We start from the raw sequence: 21,301 nt of genomic DNA on the forward strand, positions 1-21,301 counted from the left end.
GGCCGGCAGCGCATCCGGACAGACAGTATGTGGGGAAGCGACTACCCCTGCGCAAGGGTCGTCGCAGACGGCCCTTGCCAAGCCTTGCCCAGCAACGATCTCAACCGTCGCTGGGACGCGGCAGGCCGAACCATTCCTCCAGCTTGGCCAGCAGCCGCTCCAGTTCGCCGGTAAGCAGGGCGAAGCTGGCGTCGGCCTCGGCGCTGGCGTCTTCGTGGCTGTCGCCCAGCTCGTCCATCACCACGTCGAGGAATTTCAGCTTGCGCACCACCAGGTCCTCGCCCAGCACGAAACTGAGGCGATCATCGAAGACCAGGCCAAGCTGGAATACCTGCTTGCCGTTGCGCAGATGCTCCTTCACCTCGTCGGCGTCCAGGTCCTGCCGGCGGCAACGCGCGATGGCGCCGGTGGCGGTGGCCGGATCGCGCAGTTCGCATTCGTCGCCCAGCGCCAGGCCGCCCGGCAGGTTGCCGTTGGCCAGCCAGTCGGTCATCAGCACGCGCGGACCTTCCTCCGGCGCCAGCGGCACCGCGGGGAAGCTGCCCAGCGCTTCGCGCACCTGACTCAGGGCGTTCTCGGCCGACTTGCGGCTGGAGGTATCCAGCACCAGCCAGCCATGCCTGGCGTCGACGTAGGCAGACATGCGCGAGCTGCGCACGAACGCACGCGGCAGCAGCTCGGTGAGCAGGTCTTCCTTCATCCGCTTGCGCTCGCGGCCACCGACCTTGCGGCCTTCCTCGTCGGCGATCTTGCGCACCTTGCGCTGCAACTCGTCGTTGATCACCGCCGCCGGCAGGATCTTGTCCTCGCCGCCCACGGTGAGCCAGGTGCAGTGCTTCACGGCGTGGGTGAGCGGTGCGTCGTCGCCCCGCCCGACCGGCGGCACGAAGCCCTTGGTGAACATTTCCAGCGGCCCGCACGAGCGCAGGCGATGCTCGCCCAGCGCCTCATCGAGGCGCTTCAGGTCATCGGCAACGGCGGGAGAAAAACGGAACAGCGTGAGATTGCGAAAGAACATGCGTAGCCCGATGCAATAAACGAAAAGTCAGGCCAGCACGCTGACCGCGAAGCCATGCCCGGCGTGGCCCGGAATCCCGCGCGGCACACGAACGCCCCGAAAGCCGGCATGGCCCCGCGGTACGGGGCCATGCCGGGTCAGGGGCATCCAGACCAAAGGCGCTGGATTCCGGCCTGCGCCGGAATGACGAACGTGAAGCGTAACGCCGCCGGGGCGGAAATGACGAGGGGCACGCCGCTTTAGCGACAAACCTCGGCGACAGCGCGTGCCACGTAGTCCAGGTTGCCCGTGGTCAGCGCGGCCACGCAGATGCGCCCGCTGGACAGCGCGTAGATGGCATGTTCCTCGCGCAGCCGGTCCACCTGTTCCTTGCTCAGGCCCGAATACGAGAACATGCCGGCCTGCTGGTTGATGAAGCCGAAATCCGGCGCACCCAGCGCGGCCAGCTTGTCCACGAAACCCGCGCGCATCGCGTGGATGCGTTCGCGCATCTCGCGCAGCTCCTGTTCCCACAGCGTGCGCAACTCCGGGCTGCCGAGCACGCCGGCGACCAGCTTGGCGCCATGCGCGGCCGGGCTGGAATAATTGGCGCGGATGGTCTGCTTGATCTTCGAGCGCAGCCGCGCGGCCTCGTCGCGATCGGCGCCCACGAAGGACAGCGCGCCCACGCGCTCGCCATACAGCGAGAACGACTTGGAGTACGAGTTCGCCACCACGAAGTTCTCGATGCCCGAGTCCGCCAGCAGGCGCACCGCGGTGGCATCGGCGTCGATGCCCTTGTCGAAACCCTGGTAGGCCATGTCGACGAACGGCAGCAGGTTGCGCTCTTTCAGCAACGCCACCACCTGCGCCCATTGCGCGACATCCAGGTCCACGCCGGTGGGGTTGTGACAGCACGCGTGCAACAGCACCACGGTGCCCGGCTCCAGCTTGCCGAGGTCTTCCAGCATGCCGGCGAAGTCGAGGCCGCGCGTCGGCGCGTCGTAGTAGCGATAGTCGATCAGCTTGAAACCGGCGGTGCGGAACACCGCATGATGGTTGCCCCAGCTCGGGTTGCTGATCGCCAGCGTGGCCTTGTCGCCCAGCACCTGCTTGAGCATGTCGGCGCCGACGCGCAGCGCACCGCTACCGCCGATGGTCTGCACGGTAGCCGCGCGACCGGCTTCCAGCACGGCCGAGCCGGCACCGAACAGCAGCTTCTGGGTAGCTGCGGTGTAGGCCGGCAGGCCATCGATCGGCAAATAGCCACGCGGCGACTGATCGCGCACCAGCGCCTGTTCCACCTGCTGCACGGCCTTGAGCACCGGCAGCCGGCCCTGGTCGTCGCTGTAGACGCCAACGCCAAGGTTGACCTTGTTCGAACGCGGGTCGGCCAGGTACTTCTCGGTCAGGCCAAGGATCGGGTCACCAGGGGCCATTTCAACGGATGCAAAAAGGGACACGGCTTCTACTCACTTTCAAATGAATGGATGGATGGACGTATGGACGTCCGATTATCACCGGGTTCGGCCTGCTCGGGCCACTCCTTTTCCACGTCTTCCCTGCCCAGCCCGGCAAAGTCGAACAACTTGCGATCCGCCAGGTGCGATGGCGATACATTGCCGAGCGCGCGGAAAATGTTCTCGCAACGCCCGGGATGCTGATCGTCCCACTCGGCCAGCATGCGCGACACGGCCTTGCGCTGCAGGTTGTCCTGCGAGCCGCACAGGTTGCACGGAATGATCGGAAAACCGCGCTGCGCGGCGTATTCGGCGATATCGGCCTCGCGGCAATAGGCCAGCGGGCGGATCACGATGTGGCGGCCGTCATCCGAACGCAGTTTCGGCGGCATCGCCTTCAGGTTGGCCTGGTGGAACAGGTTGAGGAAAAAGGTGGCGAGGATGTCGTCGCGGTGGTGGCCCAGCGCAATCTTCGTCACGCCGTTGTCGGCGGCCCACTGGTACAACGCGCCACGGCGCAGGCGCGAACACAGGCTGCACATCGTGCGTCCTTGCGGAATCACCCGCGTCACCGTGCTGTAGGTGTCCTGCTCGATCACGTGGAACGGCACGCCGCGCTCGCGCAGGTACTGCGGCAACACGTGCGCCGGGAAACCCGGCTGTTTCTGGTCCAGGTTCACCGCCACCAGCTCGAAACGCACCGGCGCGCGAGCCTGCAGCGCCAGCAACATGTCCAGCAAGGTGTAGGAATCCTTGCCGCCGGACAGGCATACCATCACCTTGTCGCCCTCCGCGATCATGCGGAAATCGCCCACCGCCTGCCCCACCTGCCGACGCAGGCGCGCGGCCAGCCGGTCATCGACAGCGCGAATCGGCACGGAAGGGGCGAAGGAAGGGGCGGACATGGTTCACGGCAGTACTGGGAGGGCCCATTGTAGCCCGCTCGCCCGCCGCGTTCCGGCAGCGCTACACTTGACCGTCTTCACTGCCGCAGCGATTCGCCATGCAGGTTCAGGATTCCGCCCAACTCGCCCACCTGCTGGCCGACCTGCGCGTGGAACACCGGGACCTGGACCTGGCCATCGACCAGCTGGCCACCGCCATCGGCCGCGACGAGCTGGCACTCACCCGGCTGAAGAAACGCCGCCTGCTGCTGAAGGACGCCATCGCGCGCATCGAGAGCAAGTTGATCCCTGATCTGGACGCCTGAGCGGCGACCGGCGTTCTCGCGCTCCTTTCAAGGGACGGAGTCTTGTGACCCGTAACCCGCCCGCGCACCCGAAGGGCGATCGGGGCGGCCTCTCTTTGGGCCACCTTTCTCTGTCCACACAGAGAAAGGTGGCTTGGCTGCCGGCAGGCGGGCGAAACGGCTCTGTCAATTGCGACAAAAGCAAGTACAAAGCCGAATCCATGAAGTCTATGGCGAGCACCCGCCCCTCACCCCAACCCTCTCTCCGAAGGGGAGAGGGAGCCAAACAGCACTCTCGCTCGAATAGACGGGCGAAATCGCTCTGCTCATTACGATCGGAGGGGGAAACTCTGATGCTCCTCGTCAGAGCAAACGATTCACCAGCCGGTCCAGTCGCACCCGGCTCAACCGGCGCAGCAGCTTGCGCACTTCCGGCGGATAGCTGCGCGGGCTTTCCAGCGCGTGGAAATCGTCCACCTTCTGCGCATGCCGGCACAGCTCCGCCCATTCGGCATGGCGTTGAGCCAACAGTTTCCGGTCGGGGTCGCGCAGCAGCAGGCCGTTTTCCAGGTCCAGTGCCCACGCCCGCGGGTTGAGGTTGTGCCCGGTGAGCAAGGTCACCTCGTCGTCGACGAACAGGCCTTTCAGGTGATAGCTGTTGCCGTCGTCGCGCCACAACCGCAGGGTGAGCTGGCCACTGGCCAGTTGCCGGCGATGTGCACGCGCGTAGCGACGCAGGTTGTTTTCGTACAGATACGGCAGCAGGCCGATGGTACGGAACGGCTGCGATGGCGGAATGTAGAAATCGTTGGCGGTCTTGTCGCCCACCATGATCTCGATGGTGCAACCACGCCGCAGCAACTGGCCCAGCACCACGCGCACCGGCCGCGGCAGGTTGAAGTATGGCGTCAGCAGCACGACCTTGCGCTTCGCGCCGCGCAGCAACGTCAGCACCGCTTCGTTGAGCTGGTTGTCGGTGCGGCCGAAGCCGAGCAGCGGCGTGATGGCCACCTCGCCCTTCGCCAGCGTCACCGCCGGCACCGCATAGCGGGCCTGCTGCAATTGCTGCCGAAAGCCGCGGATCGCCGGCAGCAGGCTGCGCGTGCTCGGCACTTCGGCCGCGTCCAGGCGTTGCACCGCGTCGCTGCCCTGGAAATACTGCCGCACGAAACCAGCCATGCTGTCAGCCAGCGCGCGATCACGAACCAGGTGATAGCGATCGAGCCGGTAGCGGCCGCCTGTTCCGAGATACACCTCGTTGAGGCTGGCGCCGCTGTACAACACGGTGTCGTCGAATACGAAACCCTTCAGGTGCAGCACGCCGAACAACTCGCGGTTTTGCACCGGCACACCCCACACGCGCACGCCATCGCCGAAACGTTCGGCGTATTCGCGGTACATCGCCGCGTTGCCCGGGCTCTTGTGCTTGCCGATCAGGCCGCGCTGGGCGCGATGCCAATCCACGTAGACATCGATTTCCAGCTGCGGGCGCTGCGCCTGCGCTGCGTATAGCGCATCCATCACCGCGCGACCGGCCTCATCGTCCTGCAGATACAGCGCCACGATCACGATGCGCCGCGTGGCCTGCGCAATGCCGTCCAGCAACGCCTGCCGGAACGCCGGCGCGCCGTGCAGTGCCTCGATCGCGTCGGCCGGCACGGCAAACCCGGGCTGCGACTCCAGCCAGACTTCGGCCTGCGGGCGGCGCAATGGCGAAACGAGACGACGCGCGAGGCGGCGCGGGGCTTGGATCAACTTGTTCATGGTTTACAGGATACGCAAAGACGGCCTGGCAAGCCGTCAAGCATGCGGGTTTGACTCCACATCGGCAATCCGTGCCGGTTCATCTTCACCGGATCAATCCGCATACTCCCGCAGCAAGGCCTCCACCTCGCGCAAACGCCGTCGCTGCCGCCGGATATAGGCAACAAAAAAGACCAGCAAGGCACCGATCACCACGCCATTGATCACCAACTGGAAGAGCAACACGCGCTGGAGCACGGGATCGTGCCGCCAGCGCGACGGCGCCAGCCAGGGCGCGGCAATCGGCAACGAGATGGCCAGCAGTACCGGTACGCTGAGGATGTTCATCCACGCCAGGCGGATGCCGGCGCGCGCACGTTCCGCCGTCAGTCGCAGCAGGCCGGGGATGTCCTCGGTGGCCGAACGCCAGGTACCCCGGCGTGCGCGCAGCGCGAGGTACACCGTGGCCGCCATCAGCAGAAACGCCAGCCCCGCCCAGATCTTCCAGCGTTCGGCCACACCGGGCATCAGCAGCAGGCGCACGAGCTGGCCCACGGCAAACAGCGCAAGCGCCATCTCGATGCCGACCATCACCCGCATCTGCCACCGCTTGCGTTGCACCCGGCGACGCAGGCGCTCCACATCGACCGTCGGCTGTTGCTGCCAGTCATCGCCCCATCGACCCCAGTCGTCCTGCGGATTCATGCGGGTTCTCCCAATGCCGTCTTGAGTGCCTTGCGCGCCCGATTCAGGCGCACCGCCACGTTGTTGGCGCTGATGCCCAGCGCCTCGGCGATGTCCTGCTGGCTGAAGCCTTCCAGCGCCAGCGTCACCGTCTGGCGCAGATTCAGCGGCAAGGCGCGCACCGCATCCTGCAGGCGCAGGCGCTTCTGTTCGAGTTGCGCATGCGATTCCGGACCACGCGTCGGGTCCGCCAGCGCCTCGTCCAGCGCCTGAGCCCGCGGATGCCGCGTGCGGCCAATCACGTGACTGGCGCCACGGTTGTGCGCCACGCGTGCCACGAAGGTCTTCAACGAGGCGTCGCCTCGCCACGCTGGCAGTGCCTTCCACAAGGCCAGTGCCACATCCTGCAGCAAGTCGTCGCGCAGTGACGGATCGGCCTCGTAACTGGCCGCGATACGCGACAACAAGCCGGCATGCTCGTGCAGCAACGCGGCGAATTCCCCCTCGCGCACGGCCTCGTCAGTCCATCGCCATCGGTGCGGGCACCATGGCTCGCACCTCACGCCACACCGCGTACGTGCATGCCACCGACCACGGCCCGATCAACAGCACCAGCGCGAACGCCCAGTGCACGGCCAGCATCAACGCGAATGCCGCCAGATTCACCAGCAGGAACACCCCGAACGGCGCAGCGAAGCGCAACACCGTGCGCACGCTGGCGCAAACCGACTGCCATGGCGACAAACCATCCAGCACGAACAGGCACGGCGCCAACCACAGCAGCACCGACGGCAGGATGCCCGACATCAGCAGCACGCGTTCGAATGTCATCGTCATCAGCTCGCGATGGGCCACGACATGCCCCAGCCACACCGCATCCAGCGCCGGCCAGCCGTACACGGCCCACGCCACGCCCTGCTGCACCGCGAACACGCCCATGCCCCACATCGCCGCCAGTGCCAGCAACGGCAGGAAGCGCCGCCGATGCAACGCATCCGGCAGGCACGACCAGCGCAACCGTCCGCCCCGCGCCAGCTCATCCAGCCCGAGCAGAATGCCCATCAGCACGATTGGCACTACCAGCTTGGACAAGGTCACGCCCATCCACGGGATCAGCTGCAACACGCTCTCCGCCAGCAATGGCACGAAGCACAGCAGCAGCAGCTTGATCGGCGCGCGCCGCCACAAGCGCAGCCCATCGACACACCAGCGCAAGCCGCGGCTGGCAGGCAATGACATGGCAACAGGCAGACTTTGGGGTACGGCGGACATGATGGCGACCTCGCGTTTCGATGACGAGCTTCCTCTGGGAGCCCGTCGGGCGTGGCTGATCGAGACAACAACCCGGCATGTGGGAGGCATCTTCGTCGGTTCGGCGTCCCACGGCGGTTCCACGGGGCAGGAAACAGCGGAAAGATGGATCACACACCGGCATTGCAGCCCGGCCGGCCACAGTTCGACTGACTAGTCCACCCGCTTCGCCAAAACCTTACAGTCGTCCCACCTCGCGCCACAGCATCAGCAGCGCCACCGTGGCGATCACCACGGCAAGCAAGCGATTGAGCACGCCGCGCCGTCGCGCCAGTCGATGCGCCCCCATCGCGCCCAGCCACCCGCCGACAAGGCCTCCGCCGATGAACTCGACGGCAATGCGCCAGTCGATCAGGCCGGAAGCGGCGTAGTTGATCGCGGTAGTGGCGCCGAACGCGCCCACCGCCAACAGCGCCGAACCAATCGCCTCGACGATGTCCAGGCCGCCGGCGAACATCAGTCCCGGCACGACCAGGAAGCCGCCACCGATGCCGAAGAAACCGGCCAGCCCGCCAGTGAGTGCCCCCACGCTGCCGAGGCGCGAGAAGCGACGTGCCGGCGGCGGCAGGGCGACGACGGGGCGCCGACGCCACATCAGCGCCGCCACCACCAGCATCAGCGCCGCAAACAGCATCAGCAGACGCTGGCCATCCAGCCATTTGCCGAGGCTGGAACCGGCCAGCGCGCCGAGCACGCCGGCCAGCGCGAATGCCGCCGCCTCGCGCCAACGCACATGCCCCGCCCGCGCATGCGGAATCAGGTTAGCGAACGCATTGATCGATACCACCAGCGCGCTGGTACCAATGGCCAGGTGCGGATCGCGCAAGCCGACGACATAAAGCAGCAAGGGCAACGCCAGAATGGAACCGCCGCCACCGATCAGCGCCAGCGAGGCGCCCACCAGCGAGCCACAGAGGATGGCGAGCAGTTGGTGCGTGGCGTCGAGGGCAAGCATGCCGCGTAGCCTACAGGGCGACGCGGAAAGTCTGGAGCGGGGAGCACCACCGGCCGTTGCCTCTCCCCCGGTGCACGGGAGGGGCTGTCCTCAGTGCGCCGCGTGCGGCTTCACCTGGATGGTTGCGGTCATGCCGGCGGCGAGCACCATGCCCTTGGGCAGCGAGGAGGCGTCGATGGCGATGCGCACCGGCACGCGCTGCGCCAGGCGCACCCAGTTGAAGGTGGGATTGACGTTGGCCAGCAGGTTGCTGCCAGCGGGATTGTCGCTGTCGGTGATGCCGCGCGCGATGCCGGTAATGGTGCCTTTCAGGCGCACGCCACCGGCCATCAGACGGATGTCCACCGGGTCGCCCACGCGCAACTGCGGCAGCTTGGTTTCCTCGAAGTAGCCGTAGATGTAATAGCTGTGGCTGTCGATCAGCGCCATGCTTGCGACGCCGGTGTTGGCATAGTCGCCCACGCGCACGTCGAGGTTGGTGATGTAGCCGTCTGCCGGCGCGCGCACCGCGGTGCGCTTGAGGTTGAGCTTGGCCACGTCCACCGAGACCTGCGCCTGCTGCACCGCCGCCAGCGCCTGTTGCGCGGCGGCACTGGCCTGCTTGCTGGAGGCCTGCGCCGCACGCAGGTCGGCTTGCGCATTGCGCGCGGTGGCCACGGCGTTCTGTCGCGCCTCTTCGGAAATCACGCTCTTCTCGGGCATCTGCAGGCGGCGGCGCGCCTGTGCCTGGTACATCTCGTACTCGGTCTTGCGGCCGGCGATCGCCGCGTTCGCCGCCGCCGTGCCGGCACCTGCCGCACGCGCGCTGGCCTCGGCCGCGGCAAGATTGGCCTCGGCCTGCTGCAACGCGAGGATGTAGCGATCCTGGTCGATCACCATCAGCACGTCGCCCTTGTGCACGAACTGGTTGTCCTTGACCGGCACCTCGGTCACCAGGCCGGCCACGTCGGGCGCCACCTGCACCACGTCGGCGCGCACGCGGCCATCGCGCGTCCACGGCGAATACAGATAGTGCTTCCACAACGCGTGGCCAAGCACGATGGCGATCACCACCACGATGGCGGTGAGCAGGAAACGCAGCAATGAGGTCTTGTTCATGATGGGCATTCGGTGAAGCGAAAGGGGATGTTCAGTGGAGCAGCAACAGCCCGGCGAGGCCGAACAGACAAGCAAACAGGGCGAGGCGGAATAGCGGCGGGTGCCACACGAAGCGGTACAGGCCGTAACGGCCGATCAGGCTGTCGAGCAACCACAGCAACAGCAGGCAGCCGACGAAAATCGGCAGCAGCCCGGGCAACAGCACATCGGAAAGGGCGATTTCACGTGGCACGATGTCAAGCAACATGCGCAGGCTCCAGCGGATCGGGCGGCAGGTAGGCGGCCATCGGGGATTCGTCGTCGTGCAATGCACCGCGCAACTGGTGCAGGTACGGCCTGATCGACACGGCGCCGACACCGGCCTGCGCGCACGCATCGAGCGCCTGCTGCACGGCGTGGTCCGCGCTTTGCCAGCGCGCCATGTCGGGATGGCGGAACAGCCGCGCCGTGCGATGCACTGCCGCTTCCACCGCCTGCTGCAGCGCCGGGGAGGCTGCGCTGTCCAGCAACTCGCGACGCAGTTCGATCAGGGCGCGCCCGCATTCATGCACCGCCAGCGCCCAGGCCAGCAGGCTGCGCGACTCGGCGCTGTCCGGGCCGGCATGCGCCGCCACCTGCTGGAACAGATCGCGGCTGACGCTTTCGAAGCGCCATGCCAGCCCACGCAACGGGGCGGTGGCGGCCAATACCACCTGTTCGCGCAGTCGGCGCATCTGCCGCGCGCGCTGCCAGCCGCTGCCGGCCACTGCCGGCACGAAGATGAAGGCCACGCCGGTCAGACCCACGCCAATCATCTGCGCGATGCTGTCGTTGAGCGCATGCACCGGGTCGTACACCATCGGATTCTTCAGCGCGAGCAGATAGACGAAACCGATCGCAAAGCCCGGCCCCATCCCGGCCAGGCGCGGACGCGTGCCGAGCCACGGGCCAATCATCAGGAACGGGGCGATCACCGCCACCAGCATCACGAATCCATCACTGCCCGGCGGCAGCCAGAACTCCACCACCAAGGCCATGGCCATGCCTGCGGCGTAACCGATCAGCATGTCGAAAACGATCGCGAACGGTCGCGGCGCGGCCGCGAACAGGCCACTGAAGATGGTGGCCAGCAGCATCGCACTGGCGCCGAACGGCCAGCCGCTGACCACCCAGAACGCACTCAGCGTGATCATGGTGAGGAAGGTGCGCAGCACCGCGACTGCCGCACCGGCATGGTCGTTGCCGCGGCGAAAATGCACGCGTTCCACGCTGCCGTGCAAGGTGCCGGCGCGCAACGCATGCTCCACCGTGGTGAAGTCGCGCAGCTCGGTGGCAAAGCGCCGCAGCAGCGTGGCACCGGTGTCGAATTCCAGCCGGGACTGCTCATCCGCCAGACCGGCGCGCAGCGCTTCGGCCTGCGTGGGCAACGCGTCGACGCAGGTGCGCAGGCGCGGCATCAATACCACCGGATCATGCTGTTGCGCGGGCGGCGGCGTCAGCGCCACGCCCAGCGGGCGATACAGTGCGATCAAGGCATCCGCCACCGCGTCGCGCCCACGTCGCTGCAGCCGGTTGATCAGGTGATGCAGCGACTGGAAGCTGGTGGACGCCGCCATGTAGTGCTGGTTGAGCAGGCGCATGCGGGTACTGCGGGCGCGCGCTTCCGGATCCTCGAAGATCACCGAGGCACGCAGGTCTTCCAGTTGCACCGCGGCGCGCACGAATTCCAGATGCGCCTGCTCCATCGCCGCGCGCGGGATCGCGCCGCCGGTGCTGCCGCGTGCGAAGTCGATGAAGCGTGCGAACTGCGCCCGCGCATTCTTGCGCAGCACCATGCGCAGCCGCTCGGGCAACACCACGTCGCTGACCACGCCGGCCACCACGATGCCCAGCAGCACTTCGCTGACGCGCATCAGGGCCGAATCGAACACATCCAGTGGATTCCCCACCACCGGCAGTACCACGATCGCCGCGGTATAGCCGGCCAGCACGAAACCGTAGGACATGAAATTGCGGTACAGCATGGCGCCGCCGGCACACAGCGCCACCCACAGCGACAGGCTGAGCAGGAACAGTTCGCGCTGTTGCGGGAAGCTGCACATCAGCGCCAGCCCACACACGCTGCCGGCCAGCGTGCCGATGCCACGGTAGAAACTCTTGGCCAGCACCATGCCGCTGTGCGGATGCATCACGATGGCTACCGTGATCATGGTGGTCGACGGCTGCTCCAGCCGCAGCCACATCGCCAGCCACGCGGCCACGCAGGAGGCCAGCACCGACTTGCCGATGAAGATCCACGCGCGGCCCTCGCCGGCAAAGACCTCGGCCAGCCGCGGCCAGCGCGGCAACACCTGCGTGTTCTGGTTGAGCGAAGCGGACATCTCAGGATTGCTCGAGCTGGTCCAGGAACTTCTTCAACAATTTTTCCATCTGCGCCATCTCGGCGACCTTCAACGTCGCGGTCTGCCGTTCCAGCAGCGCGCAGATCGCCGGCAGGAATTCACCGATCATCGCCAGCCCGGCCTTGCTCAGGGTCAGGGTGACCTTGCGCCGGTCCTCGTCGCTGGCGGTGCGTTCGATCAGGCCCTTGTCGCACAGCTGATTGCTAAGCCGCGTGATGTTGGCCGACTTCTCGCCCGCCGCGTCGGCCAGCTGCGAGGGGTTCAGCGTGTAACCCTCGGTGCCGTACATCATCATCAGGATGTTGTACTCGGGATGGCTGATGCCCCACGGCTTGAGCACGGCATTGGCATCGTCATGCACGCGCTTGTAGATGTGCTTGACCAGCCGCACCAGGATCGCCGGCTCGCGCGGAAACGCGGGATAGTGCCGCAGGGTGACGGCAAGGCGCTGTTCGGTAGGCTGGAAGCTGTTCATGGGCGGATGACCGGGCTTGATTGTTGTGTATTTATTTCATAAATGTAATATCAACATGTGAATTGTATGCCTGTGTGCTGCGGTGCGCAAGAGGATGCCGGATCACATCCTCGGCCACGCCGCGCCACGTCCACGAAAAAGGGCGCCACAAGGGCGCCCTGTCGATGACTTGCGTGACGGCGATCAGCCGCCGATCGGATACGTTTTCGTTCCGCCGGTTTCCGACGAGGCATCGGGCGGATTGCCAGCCGGCGCGTGACCGGCCGCCGGCGCCAGTGCGCGCGTTCCGCACTGATAGGCGCCCCAGGCCTGCTCGCCATTGCTGGGCTCGCCGAGCGGCTTGATGGTGTCGGCGTGCATGGTGGCGGCCTGGTTGCGCGCCATCACCTGCAATTCGTCGCGCACCTTGATGTCGTTGCGATCCACCGGGCCCACATGGTTCAACACCGACACGGTGATCTTGCCCAAGTCGCGGCAGGCGGAAACATCGCTGTTCCATGCGGTGCGCACGTTCTGCGACGCCGGGGTCGGGGTAATGCCCCAGGTGCAGCCACTCAGCAGCACGGCGGGGACGAGCAGCAACAAGGTCTTGCGCATGGAAAAGCTCCGCGATGGAGGGACATGGAAAAGGCCGGACCGTCACCGGCCCGGCCTCTATCGTAGCTTGCGAACGCAAACACGTCCTGTACGCGGGCTTACTTTTCGTTCGTGGCGCCGCCATCCTTTGCCGCCACCGGCTTGCCGTCCGTGTCGAGCACCTGCACCGAGCCCAGCTGCAGTGCGCGCACCGACGGTCCGATCTTCTTCAGGTCGCCAACGATCACCCAGGTCAGCTCATCCGGCTTGATCACCTCATCGGCCGCCGCCTGCACCGCCTTGTCGCTCTGCGATTCGATGCGCGACTTCAGCGTCTGCACGTAGTCATCCGGACGGTGGTAAAGCGCGATGCCCTGCATTGCGCCGAGTACCGCGCTGACGGTCTGGTATTCGCCGGGCATGGCGCGCACGTCGTTGTCCTTGATCTTCTGGATCTCGGCATCGGTGAGCGGCTTCGGCCCGACGATGGCTTTCGCCTCTTTCAACGCCTCGCTGATCGACGGCGCGGTCTTGTCGGTCTGCACCGGCGCATAAATCATGAATGGACGTTGTCCCACCGCGTTCTGCAGGAAGCTGAAGGCGCCGTAGGCCCAGTGCTTGCCCTCGCGCAGGTTCATGTTGAGGCGTGAGGTGAAGCTGCCGCCGAAGGCGCCGTTCATGGTGCCGATTTCGAGGTTGTTCGGCGCCTCGGTTGACGGCGCCACTTCACCGGCCAGGATCACCGACTGCAGCGAACCGGGCCGATCCATCAGGAACACGCGCACGTGGCCGGGGTAGTTCACCTTGGCGATGTTCTTCTTCGGCACGGCGTTAGCAGGCGCCTTCCAGTTGCCGAATACGGCGTTGAGCTCCGGCACCAGCTTGGCCAGCGTGGTGTCACCGGCGACCAGGATCTTCACGTTGTCCGGCCGGATGTAGTCGCCCATGAAGTTGCGCATGTCGGCGGCGGTCAGCGACTTGATCGAGGCGGTGGTACCCGAACCGGTGAACGGGATCGCGTAGGCGTGGCCCTTGCCATATAGCAGCGGCGGCAGCACGCGCAGGGCCATCGTGATCGGCCGTGCTTTCTCCTGCTCGATGCCGGCCAGCCACTGGCCGCGCAGGCGCGCAATATCGCTGGCGCGGAAGGCGGGATTGCGCGCGACGTCGGCCACCAGCTTCAACGACGGCACCACCTTGTCGGTCAGCGCGTTCATCGAGATGTTGCAGTAGTCCAGCCCGCAACCGGTGTTGATGTAGCTGCCCAGGCGCTGCTTGCGCTTGGCGATCTGGACCGAATCCAGGTCTTCGGTGCCCTCGTTGAGCATGTACATGGTGAAGCTGGAAGTGCCCAGCTTGCGGCCCTGGTCGGCGGCGTAGCCGGCGTCGAACAGCAGCTCCATCTGCACCAGCGGCACATCGTGGCGCTCGGCCAGGGTCACTTCGATGCCGTTGGCGAGCTTGGCGTGCTCCAGGGTCGGGAACTTCAGGTCGGGGAAGGTGGTGACCTCGGGCACGCCCTTGCTGCGGTCCACATCGCTCTTGACCGTATGCCAGTCGTGCTTCGCCGCCGGCACCGGCTTGGGCGCGCCCGGCGCCGTGCCAAGGCCACCGGTTTCGGCCACGTCGGCGGTGGAGGCCTGCTGCCCCTTGGCCAGCGGCAGCACGGTGAGCGTGTAGTCGCCCTTGCTGATCCACTTGCGCGCCGCGTCGCGCACCTGCGCGGGCGTAGCCGCCATCATCGCGGCCAGATCCTTGCGCCAGGCGCCGGGATCATCGTGATAGACCTGCCCCGCCGCCAGCAAGGTGGCCTTGCCGGAGAAGCCGCCGACCTTTTCCAGCCGACGCACGTAGCCGGCGCGGAAGCCGGTCTTGGCGCGCGCCAGTTCGTCGGCAGTGGGGCCGTCCTTGAGGAAGGTCTTCCACACGTCGGCGACCGCCGCCTCGACCTTGGCCGGGTCGACGCCATTCTTCACGTCCACTTCCAGCTCGAACTGCGAAGCCAGCTCGCCGCTGTTCTGGCTCACCGACACGTCGTCGGCCAGCTTGTCCTGGTAGACCAGCCGCTGGTACAGGCGCGAGGTTTTGCCATCGCCCAGCACGGTGGCCGCCAGGCTGAGCAGGTTGTCGGCCTCGGTGCCGCCGTGCGGGGTGTTCCATTCGCGATAGATGTGCACCTGCGGTACGTCCATGTGCATGGTGCCGCGGGTGGAGGTGCTGCGCGGGAAAGTCCACGGCTGCAGCTTCGCCACCGGCGGGCCGGAGGGAATCTCGCCGAAGTACTTCAGCGCCTTGGCCTTCGCTTCGGCCGGGGTGATGTCGCCTACCATCACCAGCGTGGCATTGGCGGCGCCGTAATAGGTGCGGAACCAGGTCTTGAAGTCGTCGATCGAGGCGGCGTTCAAGTCCTTCATCGAACCGATCGTGTCGTGGTGATACGGATGGTTCAGCGGATAGGCGTTGGCCTCGATGTTCTCCTGCACGCGCAGGCCGTAGGGCTGGTTCTCGTCCTGGCGCTTCTCGTTCTGCACCACGCCGCGCTGCTGGTTCACCTCGTCCTGGCCCAGGCCGTCGAGCAACCAGCCCATGCGGTCCGATTCCATCCACAGCGCCATGTCCAGCGCGGTGGTGGGCACGGTCTCGAAATAATTGGTGCGGTCGTTGGCGGTGGTGCCGTTCATGCCGGTGGCACCCACCTTCTCGAACGGCTGGAAGTAGTTGCCGTCATGGTGGCCGGAGCGCTCGAACATCAGGTGCTCGAACAGGTGCGCGTAACCGCTCTTGCCGGTGGGCTCGCGCGCCGAGCCGACGTGGTACCACATCGCCACCGCCACCACGGGCGCCTTGTGGTCTTCGCTGACCACCACGGTCAGGCCATTGGGCAGCACGAAGCGGGTGTACGGAATATCGGGGAGCGCCGCCTGGGCAGCATCGCCAGCGGCGGCGGCCGGTGCGGCCATCACGGGCAGCGCGCCGGCGCCCAGGGTCAGCATGCCTGCAATAAGCAGGGCGAGCGGTTTTCTAGCCATGGTCAACCTCCTGTTCACGAATGGTCCAGCGAGACTAGTGGCGCACCGCATTCGTGACAATCTGCCCGCAACGGACACGCCAGGATGTCCGCCGCACTGTCCGATGCCGGGCGGGCACTGTCCGCGGACAAGCCAGCACCGGGCGAACGCATTTTTAAAATCACATGCAATCAATGACTTGACTGCCAATTCGCGGTTGGCACGCCCCTTGCCATATCTCTCGTGCAGGCCCTTTCGGCCCCCTACCGGAGATACGGACATGAAATTCGAAAACATGATGCTTCGCGGACTGTTCTTCGCCACCGTGCTGGCCAGCGGCCTGGCCTTGCTGGCCATGATCCACCCGATGCCGCAGGGCGTGCAGTTGGCCGGGACCACGCCGGTCGGCACCTTGCTGTCGGCAGCCCCGGCGGTCTGCCCGCTGCCGGCCGATGGCGTGCTGTGCCCGCTGCAGCCGGCAGGTTGAGCGCTTTGCCGCAGCATCAGGCGATAATGGCCGGATGCTGCATGTCATCCTGTTCAATCCCGAAATCCCGCCGAACACCGGCAACGCGATCCGCCTGTGTGCCAACACCGGCGCGGCGCTGCACCTGATTCGCCCGCTCGGCTTCGAGCTCGACGATGCACGCCTGCGCCGTGCCGGCCTGGACTATCACGAGTACGCCCGCGTGGCGGTGCACGACAGCCTCGACGAGTGTCTTGCCGCGATCGGCCAGCCACGCGTGTTCGCGTTTTCCACCCGCGGCCGCGTGGCGCACGTGGACGTGAGCTACGCCGACGGCGACGCGCTGCTGTTCGGCTGCGAAACCGCCGGCCTGCCCGCGGCGGTATTCGATGCGATTCCTCCCGCACAGCGGCTGCGCCTGCCGATGCAGCCGGACAGTCGCAGCCTGAACCTGTCGAACACCGTCGCCGTGGCGGTGTACGAGGCGTGGCGGCAGCTGGGTTTCGCTGGCGCTGCCTCGTAGGAGCGCACCCTGTGCGCGAGGCTCCTCGTCACGTGGCGGAAAGGCATCGCGCACAGGGTGCGCTCCTACAGGCAAGCGCGGCACCGCTACAATCGACGAATGAACGCTCCCGCCCCCAACGCCTGGCTCCCGCAGCCGCTGCGCAAACTTGCCGGCCACGCGCTCGAAACCGCGCTGAACCACACGCTGTCGCTGGACCCCGATACGCAACGCGCGCTCGGCGCACTCGACGGCCGCCACATCCAGTTGCATCTGCGCGGACCGGAGATCGCACTGGCGGTCACGGTGGACGGCGAGCGTCTGCGCGTCGGGCCGCTCGAAGGCGCCGACGCGACGACCGGTCACACCCTGCGCGTGGCGGCCACGCCCGGCAGCCTGCTGGCGATGGCGTTGCGCCGCGACGATGACGGCGTGGCCCCGGGCAAGGTGGAGATCGCCGGCGACGCCGATCTCGCGCGCCGGTTGCAGAAACTGGCCAGCCGCTTCGCCCCGGATTTCGAGGAAGCCTTCGCGCGCACCTTCGGCGACGTGCTCGGCGTGCCGCTGGCCAAGGCCATGCGCAAGGCGCTGGTCCACGCCAAGGACAGCGCCGGGCACCTGGTCGACGACGGCGCCGCGTGGCTGCGCGATGAAACCCGCGTGGCGCTGGCGCCCGGTGAAGTGGAAGGATTCCTCGACGGCGTGGATCATCTGCGCGAACGCAGTGAGCGGCTGGAAGCGCGGCTGGCCCGCCTGGAACGCCGGCTGAAAGGATCCGCCGCATGACACCGCTTTCCATCGTGCCGCGCCTGCTGCGGGTTGCCGCCGTGCTGTTGCGTTACCGGCTCGACGAGCTGGTCGACGCCACCCACCTGTTCCGCCCGCTGAAACTCTTGCGTCCGTTGCTGGGGCGTCCATCGGTGGATGTACGTCCGTTGTCGCGCGGCGCGCGGCTGCGGCTGGCGCTGGTCGAGCTCGGGCCGATCTTCGTCAAGGCCGGCCAGGTGCTGTCCACCCGCCGCGACCTGGTACCGCAAGACATCGCCGACGAACTGGCCCTGTTGCAGGATCAGGTTCCACCGTTTCCCGGCGCCGCCGCCAAGGCCATCATCGAAGCCGAACTGAAGGCACCGATCGATCGTCTGTACGCCCAATTCGACGAGACACCGCTGGCCTCCGCCTCGATCGCGCAAGTCCACGCTGCGACCCTGCACGACGGCCGCGAGGTGGTGGTGAAGGTGCTGCGTCCGCGCATCGACATGCAGATCGCGCGCGACGTGAAGCTGCTGCACTCGCTGGGCGAACTGGCCCAGCGCTGGCATCCGAACGCCGACAAGATCCGTCCGCTCGACGTGGTCGGCGAAGTCGAGAAGATGCTGGAAAACGAACTGGACCTGCAGCGCGAAGGCGCCAGCGCCAGCCTGCTCAAGCGCAATTTCGCCAGCGGCGTCGACCTGTACGTGCCCGAAGTGCACTGGGAACTGACCGGCGCCCGCGTACTCACGCTGGAACGCGTGCACGGCGTGAGCAGCGACGACATCGCCGCCATCGACGCCGCCGGCATCGACCGCAAGCGGCTCGCGGCGAAGGGCGTGCGGATCTTCTACGAGCAGGTGTTCCGCGACAATTTCTTCCATGCCGACGCGCACCCCGGCAACATCTGGGTCGACCCGCTGGAGCTGGCCGAACCGCGCTTCATCGCACTGGATTTCGGCATCATGGGCTCGCTGCCCGAAGCCGACCAGTACTGGCTGGCGCAGAACTTCATCGCCCTGTTCGAACGCGACTACGCGCGCATCGCCAAGCTGCACGTGGATGCCGGCTGGATGCCGTCAACGGTGCGCCTGGACGAACTGGAAGCGGCGGTGCGCACGGTGTGCGAGCCCTACTTCACCCGCCCGTTGTCGCAGATCTCGCTGGCCGAACTGGTGGTGAAACTGTTCCAGACCGCGCGCCGTTTCGAATTGACCCTGCAGCCGCAACTGATCCTGCTGCAGAAGACCCTGCTCAACATCGAAGGCGTCGGTCGCCTGCTCGATCCGGACATCGACATCTGGGCGGTGGCGCATCCGGTACTCAAACGCATCCTGCGCGAACGCTACAGCCCGCTGCGCACGCTGGGCGAAGTGCGCAAGCGGCTGCCGGAGTGGTTCCACATGGCGCCGAAGTTGCCCGGCCTGGTGCACGACGCCCTGCAAAGTGCCGCACGCGGCGAACAGCGCCTGCTTGCCGATGCCGACTCGCTCAGCCACCAAACCAAACTCGTACATCGCATGCTGCACATGATGGGCAGCGGCCTGCTCGGCGCAGCCCTGATCATCAGCGCCACGCTGTTGTGGGCGCTGGCCCCGCAGCACGGCCTGTGGCCACCGCTGTGCATGGGCGTGGCCGGCCTGCTGGCGTTCGGCTGGGGCTGGTCGCGAGGACGGACATGATAGGAGTGAGTTGAGAGGAGTGAGAAGTGAGAGAAAGCGGGCTGCGATGGCTTGCCCTCTCTCACTTCTCACTCCTCTTCACTCACTTCTCGCCCCCCCCCATGCCCATCGATATTCTCTACCAGGACGACGCCCTGATCGCGGTGAACAAGCCCGCGGACCTGCCCGTGCACCGCTCGAAAATGGTCAACGACGCCGAGCACTACCTGGTCGACGTCTTGCGCGAACAGGTCGGCGGCAACGTCTACCTGGCGCATCGGCTGGATCGCGCCACCAGCGGCGTGCTGCTGGTCGCCCGGTCCAGTGAAGTGGCCGCGGCGCTGGGCGAGCAATTCATGGGTCGCGACGTGCACAAGCAGTACCTCGTCGTGGTGCGTGGTTGGCCCGAGCCGACCGAGGACGTCATCGACTACCCGCTGCCCGGCTCGCGCGAAACCGGCCCGCGGCGCGAGGCGCGCACGCGCTACCGACGACTCGCCACGGTCGAGGTGCCGATCGAACTCGGCCGCTACCCACAACAGCGTTACGCCTTGCTGCTGGCCGAGCCGGAAAGCGGCCGCTTCCGCCAGATCCGCAAACATCTGGCACACATCCACCACCCGGTCATCGGCGACTGCCAGCACGGCCGCGGCGATCACAACCGCCTGTACAAGCAGCACTTCGGCTGCCACCGCATGCTGCTGCACGCGTGGCGGATCGATTTCAGGCATCCGGTGAGTGGCGAGCCGATGACGCTGGAAGCGCCGTTGGACGAAGCATACGCAGACCTGCTGGAACGCTTTGGCTGGACCGTGTCAGGAGTGAGTGGAGAGAAGTGAGGAGTGAGAGAAAGCGAGGTTCAGGTTTGGCTCTCTCTCACTTCCCACTCCTCTTCACTCACTTCTCGCTTACCATTCCCGCATGCTGACGATCAGCCGCACCCTGTCCCTGCCCGAATCCGAGCTGGTCGAGCGCTTCCTGCGCGCCGATGGCCCGGGCGGGCAGCATGTGAATCGTACCGAGAGTGCGGTGGAACTGCGCTTCGACGTGGCGCATTCGCCGACGTTGCCGGAGGCGGTGCGCGAACGACTGCTGGCGCGCCGCGACCGCCGCCTCACCGACGACGGCGTGCTGGTGATCCAGGGCCGCCGCTTCCGCGACCAGGCGCGCAATCGCGATGACGTGCGCGAGCGCTTGGCGGAAATCATCCGCGGCGTGCTGGTACCGCCGAAGAAGCGCGTGGCGACCAAGCCCACGCGCGCCTCGAAGGAACGCCGTCTTGCCGGCAAGCAGCAACGTGGCAAGATCAAGCAGACCCGCTCACGCAAACCGGATTTCGAATGAACGGACGCCTGCCGTCGCCCGACACGCTGCCACCCCACATGCCGCATCTGCGTGACGGACTGCGTCGCCGCCTGTGCCGCAGCGTGCTGCATTTGTGCGGCTGGAGCCTGGTGGGTGAATTTCCCGACACCCCGAAACTGGTGTTGATCGTGGCACCCCACTCCTCGTGGTGGGATGGCATCTGGGGGCTGCTGATGAAGACTGCCATCGGCGCCGACGTGCATTTCATGGGCAAGCGCGAGCTGTTCCGCGGCCCGCTTGGGGCACTGCTGCGCAAGCTTGGCGGCATCCCCATCGACCGCAGCGCGGCCATGGGCGTGGTGGAACAGATGACCGCTCGTTTCGATCAGCCGCAAGCCTTGTGGCTTGGCATCGCACCGGAAGGCACGCGCCGCCACGTGCCGCAATGGAAAAGCGGCTTCTGGCGTATTGCCCATGATGCCGATGTGCCGATCTTCCCGGCAGCCTTCAACTACCCCGACAAGACCATTCGTCTAGGCCCACTGCTGCACACCACCGACGACATGGCCGCTGATACGGCGCGGCTGCGCGCCTTCTATGCGCCATTTCAGGGCAAGTACCACGGGGTGTGACCGGACAGCGATGTCCTGCATGTCCACATTCAGCGCACGATGGCTCCATGGTTGGCAGATGGGTCAAAAACCTCATCACCGAGCAAACGGGCAAAACCTGATGTA

General features: G+C 66.3%; 22 protein-coding genes. 8 read left to right on the forward strand and 14 right to left on the reverse strand.

From position 1 onward, the window contains the following. Positions 1-100: 100 nt before the first annotated feature. The 3 genes from AB7849_RS15800 to ttcA all read right to left on the reverse strand — a co-directional run bounded on the left by AB7849_RS15800 (position 101) and on the right by ttcA (position 3,362). A complete protein-coding gene (locus AB7849_RS15800; protein ID WP_008211489.1) occupies positions 101-1,018 on the reverse strand; it encodes a recombination-associated protein RdgC in 918 nt (305 codons plus the stop codon). Between the two features lie 239 nt (positions 1,019-1,257). Further along, positions 1,258-2,460 carry an amino acid aminotransferase gene (locus AB7849_RS15805; protein ID WP_008211487.1) on the reverse strand — a complete coding sequence of 401 codons (1,203 nt, stop codon included), beginning with the start codon at positions 2,458-2,460 and terminating at the stop codon, positions 1,258-1,260. 5 nt (positions 2,461-2,465) lie between these two features. Then, positions 2,466-3,362 carry a tRNA 2-thiocytidine(32) synthetase TtcA gene (gene ttcA, locus AB7849_RS15810; RefSeq protein ID WP_008211485.1) on the reverse strand — a complete coding sequence of 299 codons (897 nt, stop codon included), beginning with the start codon at positions 3,360-3,362 and terminating at the stop codon, positions 2,466-2,468. Between the two features lie 98 nt (positions 3,363-3,460). Here ttcA and AB7849_RS15815 point away from each other — a divergent pair, with 98 nt between their 5' ends. Continuing rightward, a complete protein-coding gene (locus AB7849_RS15815; RefSeq protein WP_008211484.1) occupies positions 3,461-3,667 on the forward strand; it encodes a YdcH family protein in 207 nt (68 codons plus the stop codon). 342 nt (positions 3,668-4,009) lie between these two features. On the opposite strand, the gene pssA is transcribed toward AB7849_RS15815, so the two are convergent. The 11 genes from pssA to AB7849_RS15870 all read right to left on the reverse strand — a co-directional run bounded on the left by pssA (position 4,010) and on the right by AB7849_RS15870 (position 15,898). Continuing rightward, on the reverse strand, positions 4,010-5,410 hold the full coding sequence (gene pssA, locus AB7849_RS15820; RefSeq protein WP_369501378.1) for a CDP-diacylglycerol--serine O-phosphatidyltransferase: 1,401 nt from the start codon (positions 5,408-5,410) through the stop codon (positions 4,010-4,012). A gap of 93 nt (positions 5,411-5,503) precedes the next feature. Continuing rightward, positions 5,504-6,094: a hypothetical protein gene (locus AB7849_RS15825; protein WP_008211481.1), complete on the reverse strand. Its 591-nt coding sequence runs from the start codon at positions 6,092-6,094 to the stop codon at positions 5,504-5,506. Next, the gene (locus AB7849_RS15830; protein WP_037099818.1) at positions 6,091-6,585 is read right to left on the reverse strand and encodes an RNA polymerase sigma factor; all 495 of its coding nucleotides are present in this window, start codon (positions 6,583-6,585) and stop codon (positions 6,091-6,093) included. Before AB7849_RS15830 ends, AB7849_RS15825 begins: the two co-directional genes overlap by 4 nt. 7 nt (positions 6,586-6,592) lie before the next feature. After that, positions 6,593-7,345 (reverse strand): hypothetical protein, encoded by a 753-nt coding sequence (locus tag AB7849_RS15835; protein WP_369501379.1) that lies wholly within the window; start codon positions 7,343-7,345, stop codon positions 6,593-6,595. A 217-nt stretch (positions 7,346-7,562) separates the two neighbouring features. Continuing rightward, positions 7,563-8,339, reverse strand: coding sequence for a sulfite exporter TauE/SafE family protein (locus AB7849_RS15840; protein ID WP_008211479.1), 777 nt, complete (start codon positions 8,337-8,339; stop codon positions 7,563-7,565). Between the two features lie 90 nt (positions 8,340-8,429). Then, positions 8,430-9,437, reverse strand: a complete 1,008-nt coding sequence (locus AB7849_RS15845) for a biotin/lipoyl-binding protein (RefSeq protein WP_008214751.1) — start codon at positions 9,435-9,437, stop codon at positions 8,430-8,432. Between the two features lie 31 nt (positions 9,438-9,468). Then, positions 9,469-9,684, reverse strand: a complete 216-nt coding sequence (locus AB7849_RS15850; RefSeq protein ID WP_008214748.1) for a DUF1656 domain-containing protein — start codon at positions 9,682-9,684, stop codon at positions 9,469-9,471. Continuing rightward, positions 9,674-11,797 carry an FUSC family protein gene (locus AB7849_RS15855; RefSeq protein WP_369501380.1) on the reverse strand — a complete coding sequence of 708 codons (2,124 nt, stop codon included), beginning with the start codon at positions 11,795-11,797 and terminating at the stop codon, positions 9,674-9,676. Before AB7849_RS15855 ends, AB7849_RS15850 begins: the two co-directional genes overlap by 11 nt. Before the next feature lies 1 nt (position 11,798). Continuing rightward, positions 11,799-12,293 (reverse strand): MarR family winged helix-turn-helix transcriptional regulator, encoded by a 495-nt coding sequence (locus AB7849_RS15860; protein ID WP_008214741.1) that lies wholly within the window; start codon positions 12,291-12,293, stop codon positions 11,799-11,801. A 183-nt stretch (positions 12,294-12,476) separates the two neighbouring features. Continuing rightward, a complete protein-coding gene (locus tag AB7849_RS15865; protein ID WP_008214739.1) occupies positions 12,477-12,890 on the reverse strand; it encodes a DUF4156 domain-containing protein in 414 nt (137 codons plus the stop codon). 98 nt (positions 12,891-12,988) lie between these two features. Beyond that, the gene (locus AB7849_RS15870; RefSeq protein WP_037101663.1) at positions 12,989-15,898 is read right to left on the reverse strand and encodes a M16 family metallopeptidase; all 2,910 of its coding nucleotides are present in this window, start codon (positions 15,896-15,898) and stop codon (positions 12,989-12,991) included. 259 nt (positions 15,899-16,157) lie between these two features. Between AB7849_RS15870 and AB7849_RS15875 the strand changes: the two genes are divergently transcribed. The 7 genes from AB7849_RS15875 to AB7849_RS15905 all read left to right on the forward strand — a co-directional run bounded on the left by AB7849_RS15875 (position 16,158) and on the right by AB7849_RS15905 (position 21,196). Continuing rightward, positions 16,158-16,364 (forward strand): hypothetical protein, encoded by a 207-nt coding sequence (locus AB7849_RS15875; RefSeq protein WP_008214735.1) that lies wholly within the window; start codon positions 16,158-16,160, stop codon positions 16,362-16,364. A 34-nt stretch (positions 16,365-16,398) separates the two neighbouring features. Beyond that, complete coding sequence (gene trmL / locus AB7849_RS15880) at positions 16,399-16,866, forward strand: tRNA (uridine(34)/cytosine(34)/5-carboxymethylaminomethyluridine(34)-2'-O)-methyltransferase TrmL (protein WP_008214731.1); 468 nt, start codon at positions 16,399-16,401, stop codon at positions 16,864-16,866. 99 nt (positions 16,867-16,965) lie between these two features. Then, a complete protein-coding gene (locus AB7849_RS15885; RefSeq protein WP_369501381.1) occupies positions 16,966-17,631 on the forward strand; it encodes a ubiquinone biosynthesis accessory factor UbiJ in 666 nt (221 codons plus the stop codon). Beyond that, positions 17,628-19,280 (forward strand): ubiquinone biosynthesis regulatory protein kinase UbiB, encoded by a 1,653-nt coding sequence (ubiB, locus tag AB7849_RS15890; RefSeq protein WP_369501382.1) that lies wholly within the window; start codon positions 17,628-17,630, stop codon positions 19,278-19,280. Before AB7849_RS15885 ends, ubiB begins: the two co-directional genes overlap by 4 nt. Positions 19,281-19,381: 101 nt before the next feature. Continuing rightward, positions 19,382-20,098 (forward strand): pseudouridine synthase, encoded by a 717-nt coding sequence (locus AB7849_RS15895; RefSeq protein WP_008208062.1) that lies wholly within the window; start codon positions 19,382-19,384, stop codon positions 20,096-20,098. 82 nt (positions 20,099-20,180) lie between these two features. Beyond that, a complete protein-coding gene (gene arfB, locus AB7849_RS15900) occupies positions 20,181-20,603 on the forward strand; it encodes an alternative ribosome rescue aminoacyl-tRNA hydrolase ArfB (RefSeq protein ID WP_092702668.1) in 423 nt (140 codons plus the stop codon). Continuing rightward, entirely contained in the window at positions 20,600-21,196 is a 597-nt protein-coding gene (locus AB7849_RS15905) for a lysophospholipid acyltransferase family protein (protein ID WP_369501383.1), read from the forward strand. The genes arfB and AB7849_RS15905 overlap by 4 nt, the downstream gene beginning before the upstream one ends. The last annotated feature ends 105 nt before the right edge of the window (positions 21,197-21,301 follow it).

This window comes from Rhodanobacter sp. FW021-MT20 (assembly GCF_041107475.1).
Classification (GTDB): domain Bacteria; phylum Pseudomonadota; class Gammaproteobacteria; order Xanthomonadales; family Rhodanobacteraceae; genus Rhodanobacter_A; species Rhodanobacter_A glycinis.

Bases quoted from the DNA above. Each gene is read 5' to 3' on its own strand.
- AB7849_RS15855 (WP_369501380.1), bottom strand. From the start codon at position 11,797: ATGTCCGCTTCGCTCAACCAGAACACGCAGGTGTTGCCGCGCTGGCCG.
- ubiB (WP_369501382.1), top strand. From the start codon at position 17,628: ATGACACCGCTTTCCATCGTGCCGCGCCTGCTGCGGGTTGCCGCCGTG.
- AB7849_RS15840 (WP_008211479.1), bottom strand. From the start codon at position 8,339: ATGCTTGCCCTCGACGCCACGCACCAACTGCTCGCCATCCTCTGTGGC.
- AB7849_RS15895 (WP_008208062.1), top strand. From the start codon at position 19,382: ATGCCCATCGATATTCTCTACCAGGACGACGCCCTGATCGCGGTGAAC.
- AB7849_RS15870 (WP_037101663.1), bottom strand. From the start codon at position 15,898: ATGGCTAGAAAACCGCTCGCCCTGCTTATTGCAGGCATGCTGACCCTG.
- AB7849_RS15875 (WP_008214735.1), top strand. From the start codon at position 16,158: ATGAAATTCGAAAACATGATGCTTCGCGGACTGTTCTTCGCCACCGTG.
- AB7849_RS15905 (WP_369501383.1), top strand. From the start codon at position 20,600: ATGAACGGACGCCTGCCGTCGCCCGACACGCTGCCACCCCACATGCCG.
- AB7849_RS15835 (WP_369501379.1), bottom strand. From the start codon at position 7,345: ATGTCCGCCGTACCCCAAAGTCTGCCTGTTGCCATGTCATTGCCTGCC.
- trmL (WP_008214731.1), top strand. From the start codon at position 16,399: ATGCTGCATGTCATCCTGTTCAATCCCGAAATCCCGCCGAACACCGGC.
- ttcA (WP_008211485.1), bottom strand. From the start codon at position 3,362: ATGTCCGCCCCTTCCTTCGCCCCTTCCGTGCCGATTCGCGCTGTCGAT.
- AB7849_RS15800 (WP_008211489.1), bottom strand. From the start codon at position 1,018: ATGTTCTTTCGCAATCTCACGCTGTTCCGTTTTTCTCCCGCCGTTGCC.
- arfB (WP_092702668.1), top strand. From the start codon at position 20,181: ATGCTGACGATCAGCCGCACCCTGTCCCTGCCCGAATCCGAGCTGGTC.
- AB7849_RS15815 (WP_008211484.1), top strand. From the start codon at position 3,461: ATGCAGGTTCAGGATTCCGCCCAACTCGCCCACCTGCTGGCCGACCTG.
- AB7849_RS15845 (WP_008214751.1), bottom strand. From the start codon at position 9,437: ATGAACAAGACCTCATTGCTGCGTTTCCTGCTCACCGCCATCGTGGTG.
- AB7849_RS15850 (WP_008214748.1), bottom strand. From the start codon at position 9,684: ATGTTGCTTGACATCGTGCCACGTGAAATCGCCCTTTCCGATGTGCTG.
- AB7849_RS15860 (WP_008214741.1), bottom strand. From the start codon at position 12,293: ATGAACAGCTTCCAGCCTACCGAACAGCGCCTTGCCGTCACCCTGCGG.
- AB7849_RS15865 (WP_008214739.1), bottom strand. From the start codon at position 12,890: ATGCGCAAGACCTTGTTGCTGCTCGTCCCCGCCGTGCTGCTGAGTGGC.
- pssA (WP_369501378.1), bottom strand. From the start codon at position 5,410: ATGAACAAGTTGATCCAAGCCCCGCGCCGCCTCGCGCGTCGTCTCGTT.
- AB7849_RS15825 (WP_008211481.1), bottom strand. From the start codon at position 6,094: ATGAATCCGCAGGACGACTGGGGTCGATGGGGCGATGACTGGCAGCAA.
- AB7849_RS15885 (WP_369501381.1), top strand. From the start codon at position 16,966: ATGAACGCTCCCGCCCCCAACGCCTGGCTCCCGCAGCCGCTGCGCAAA.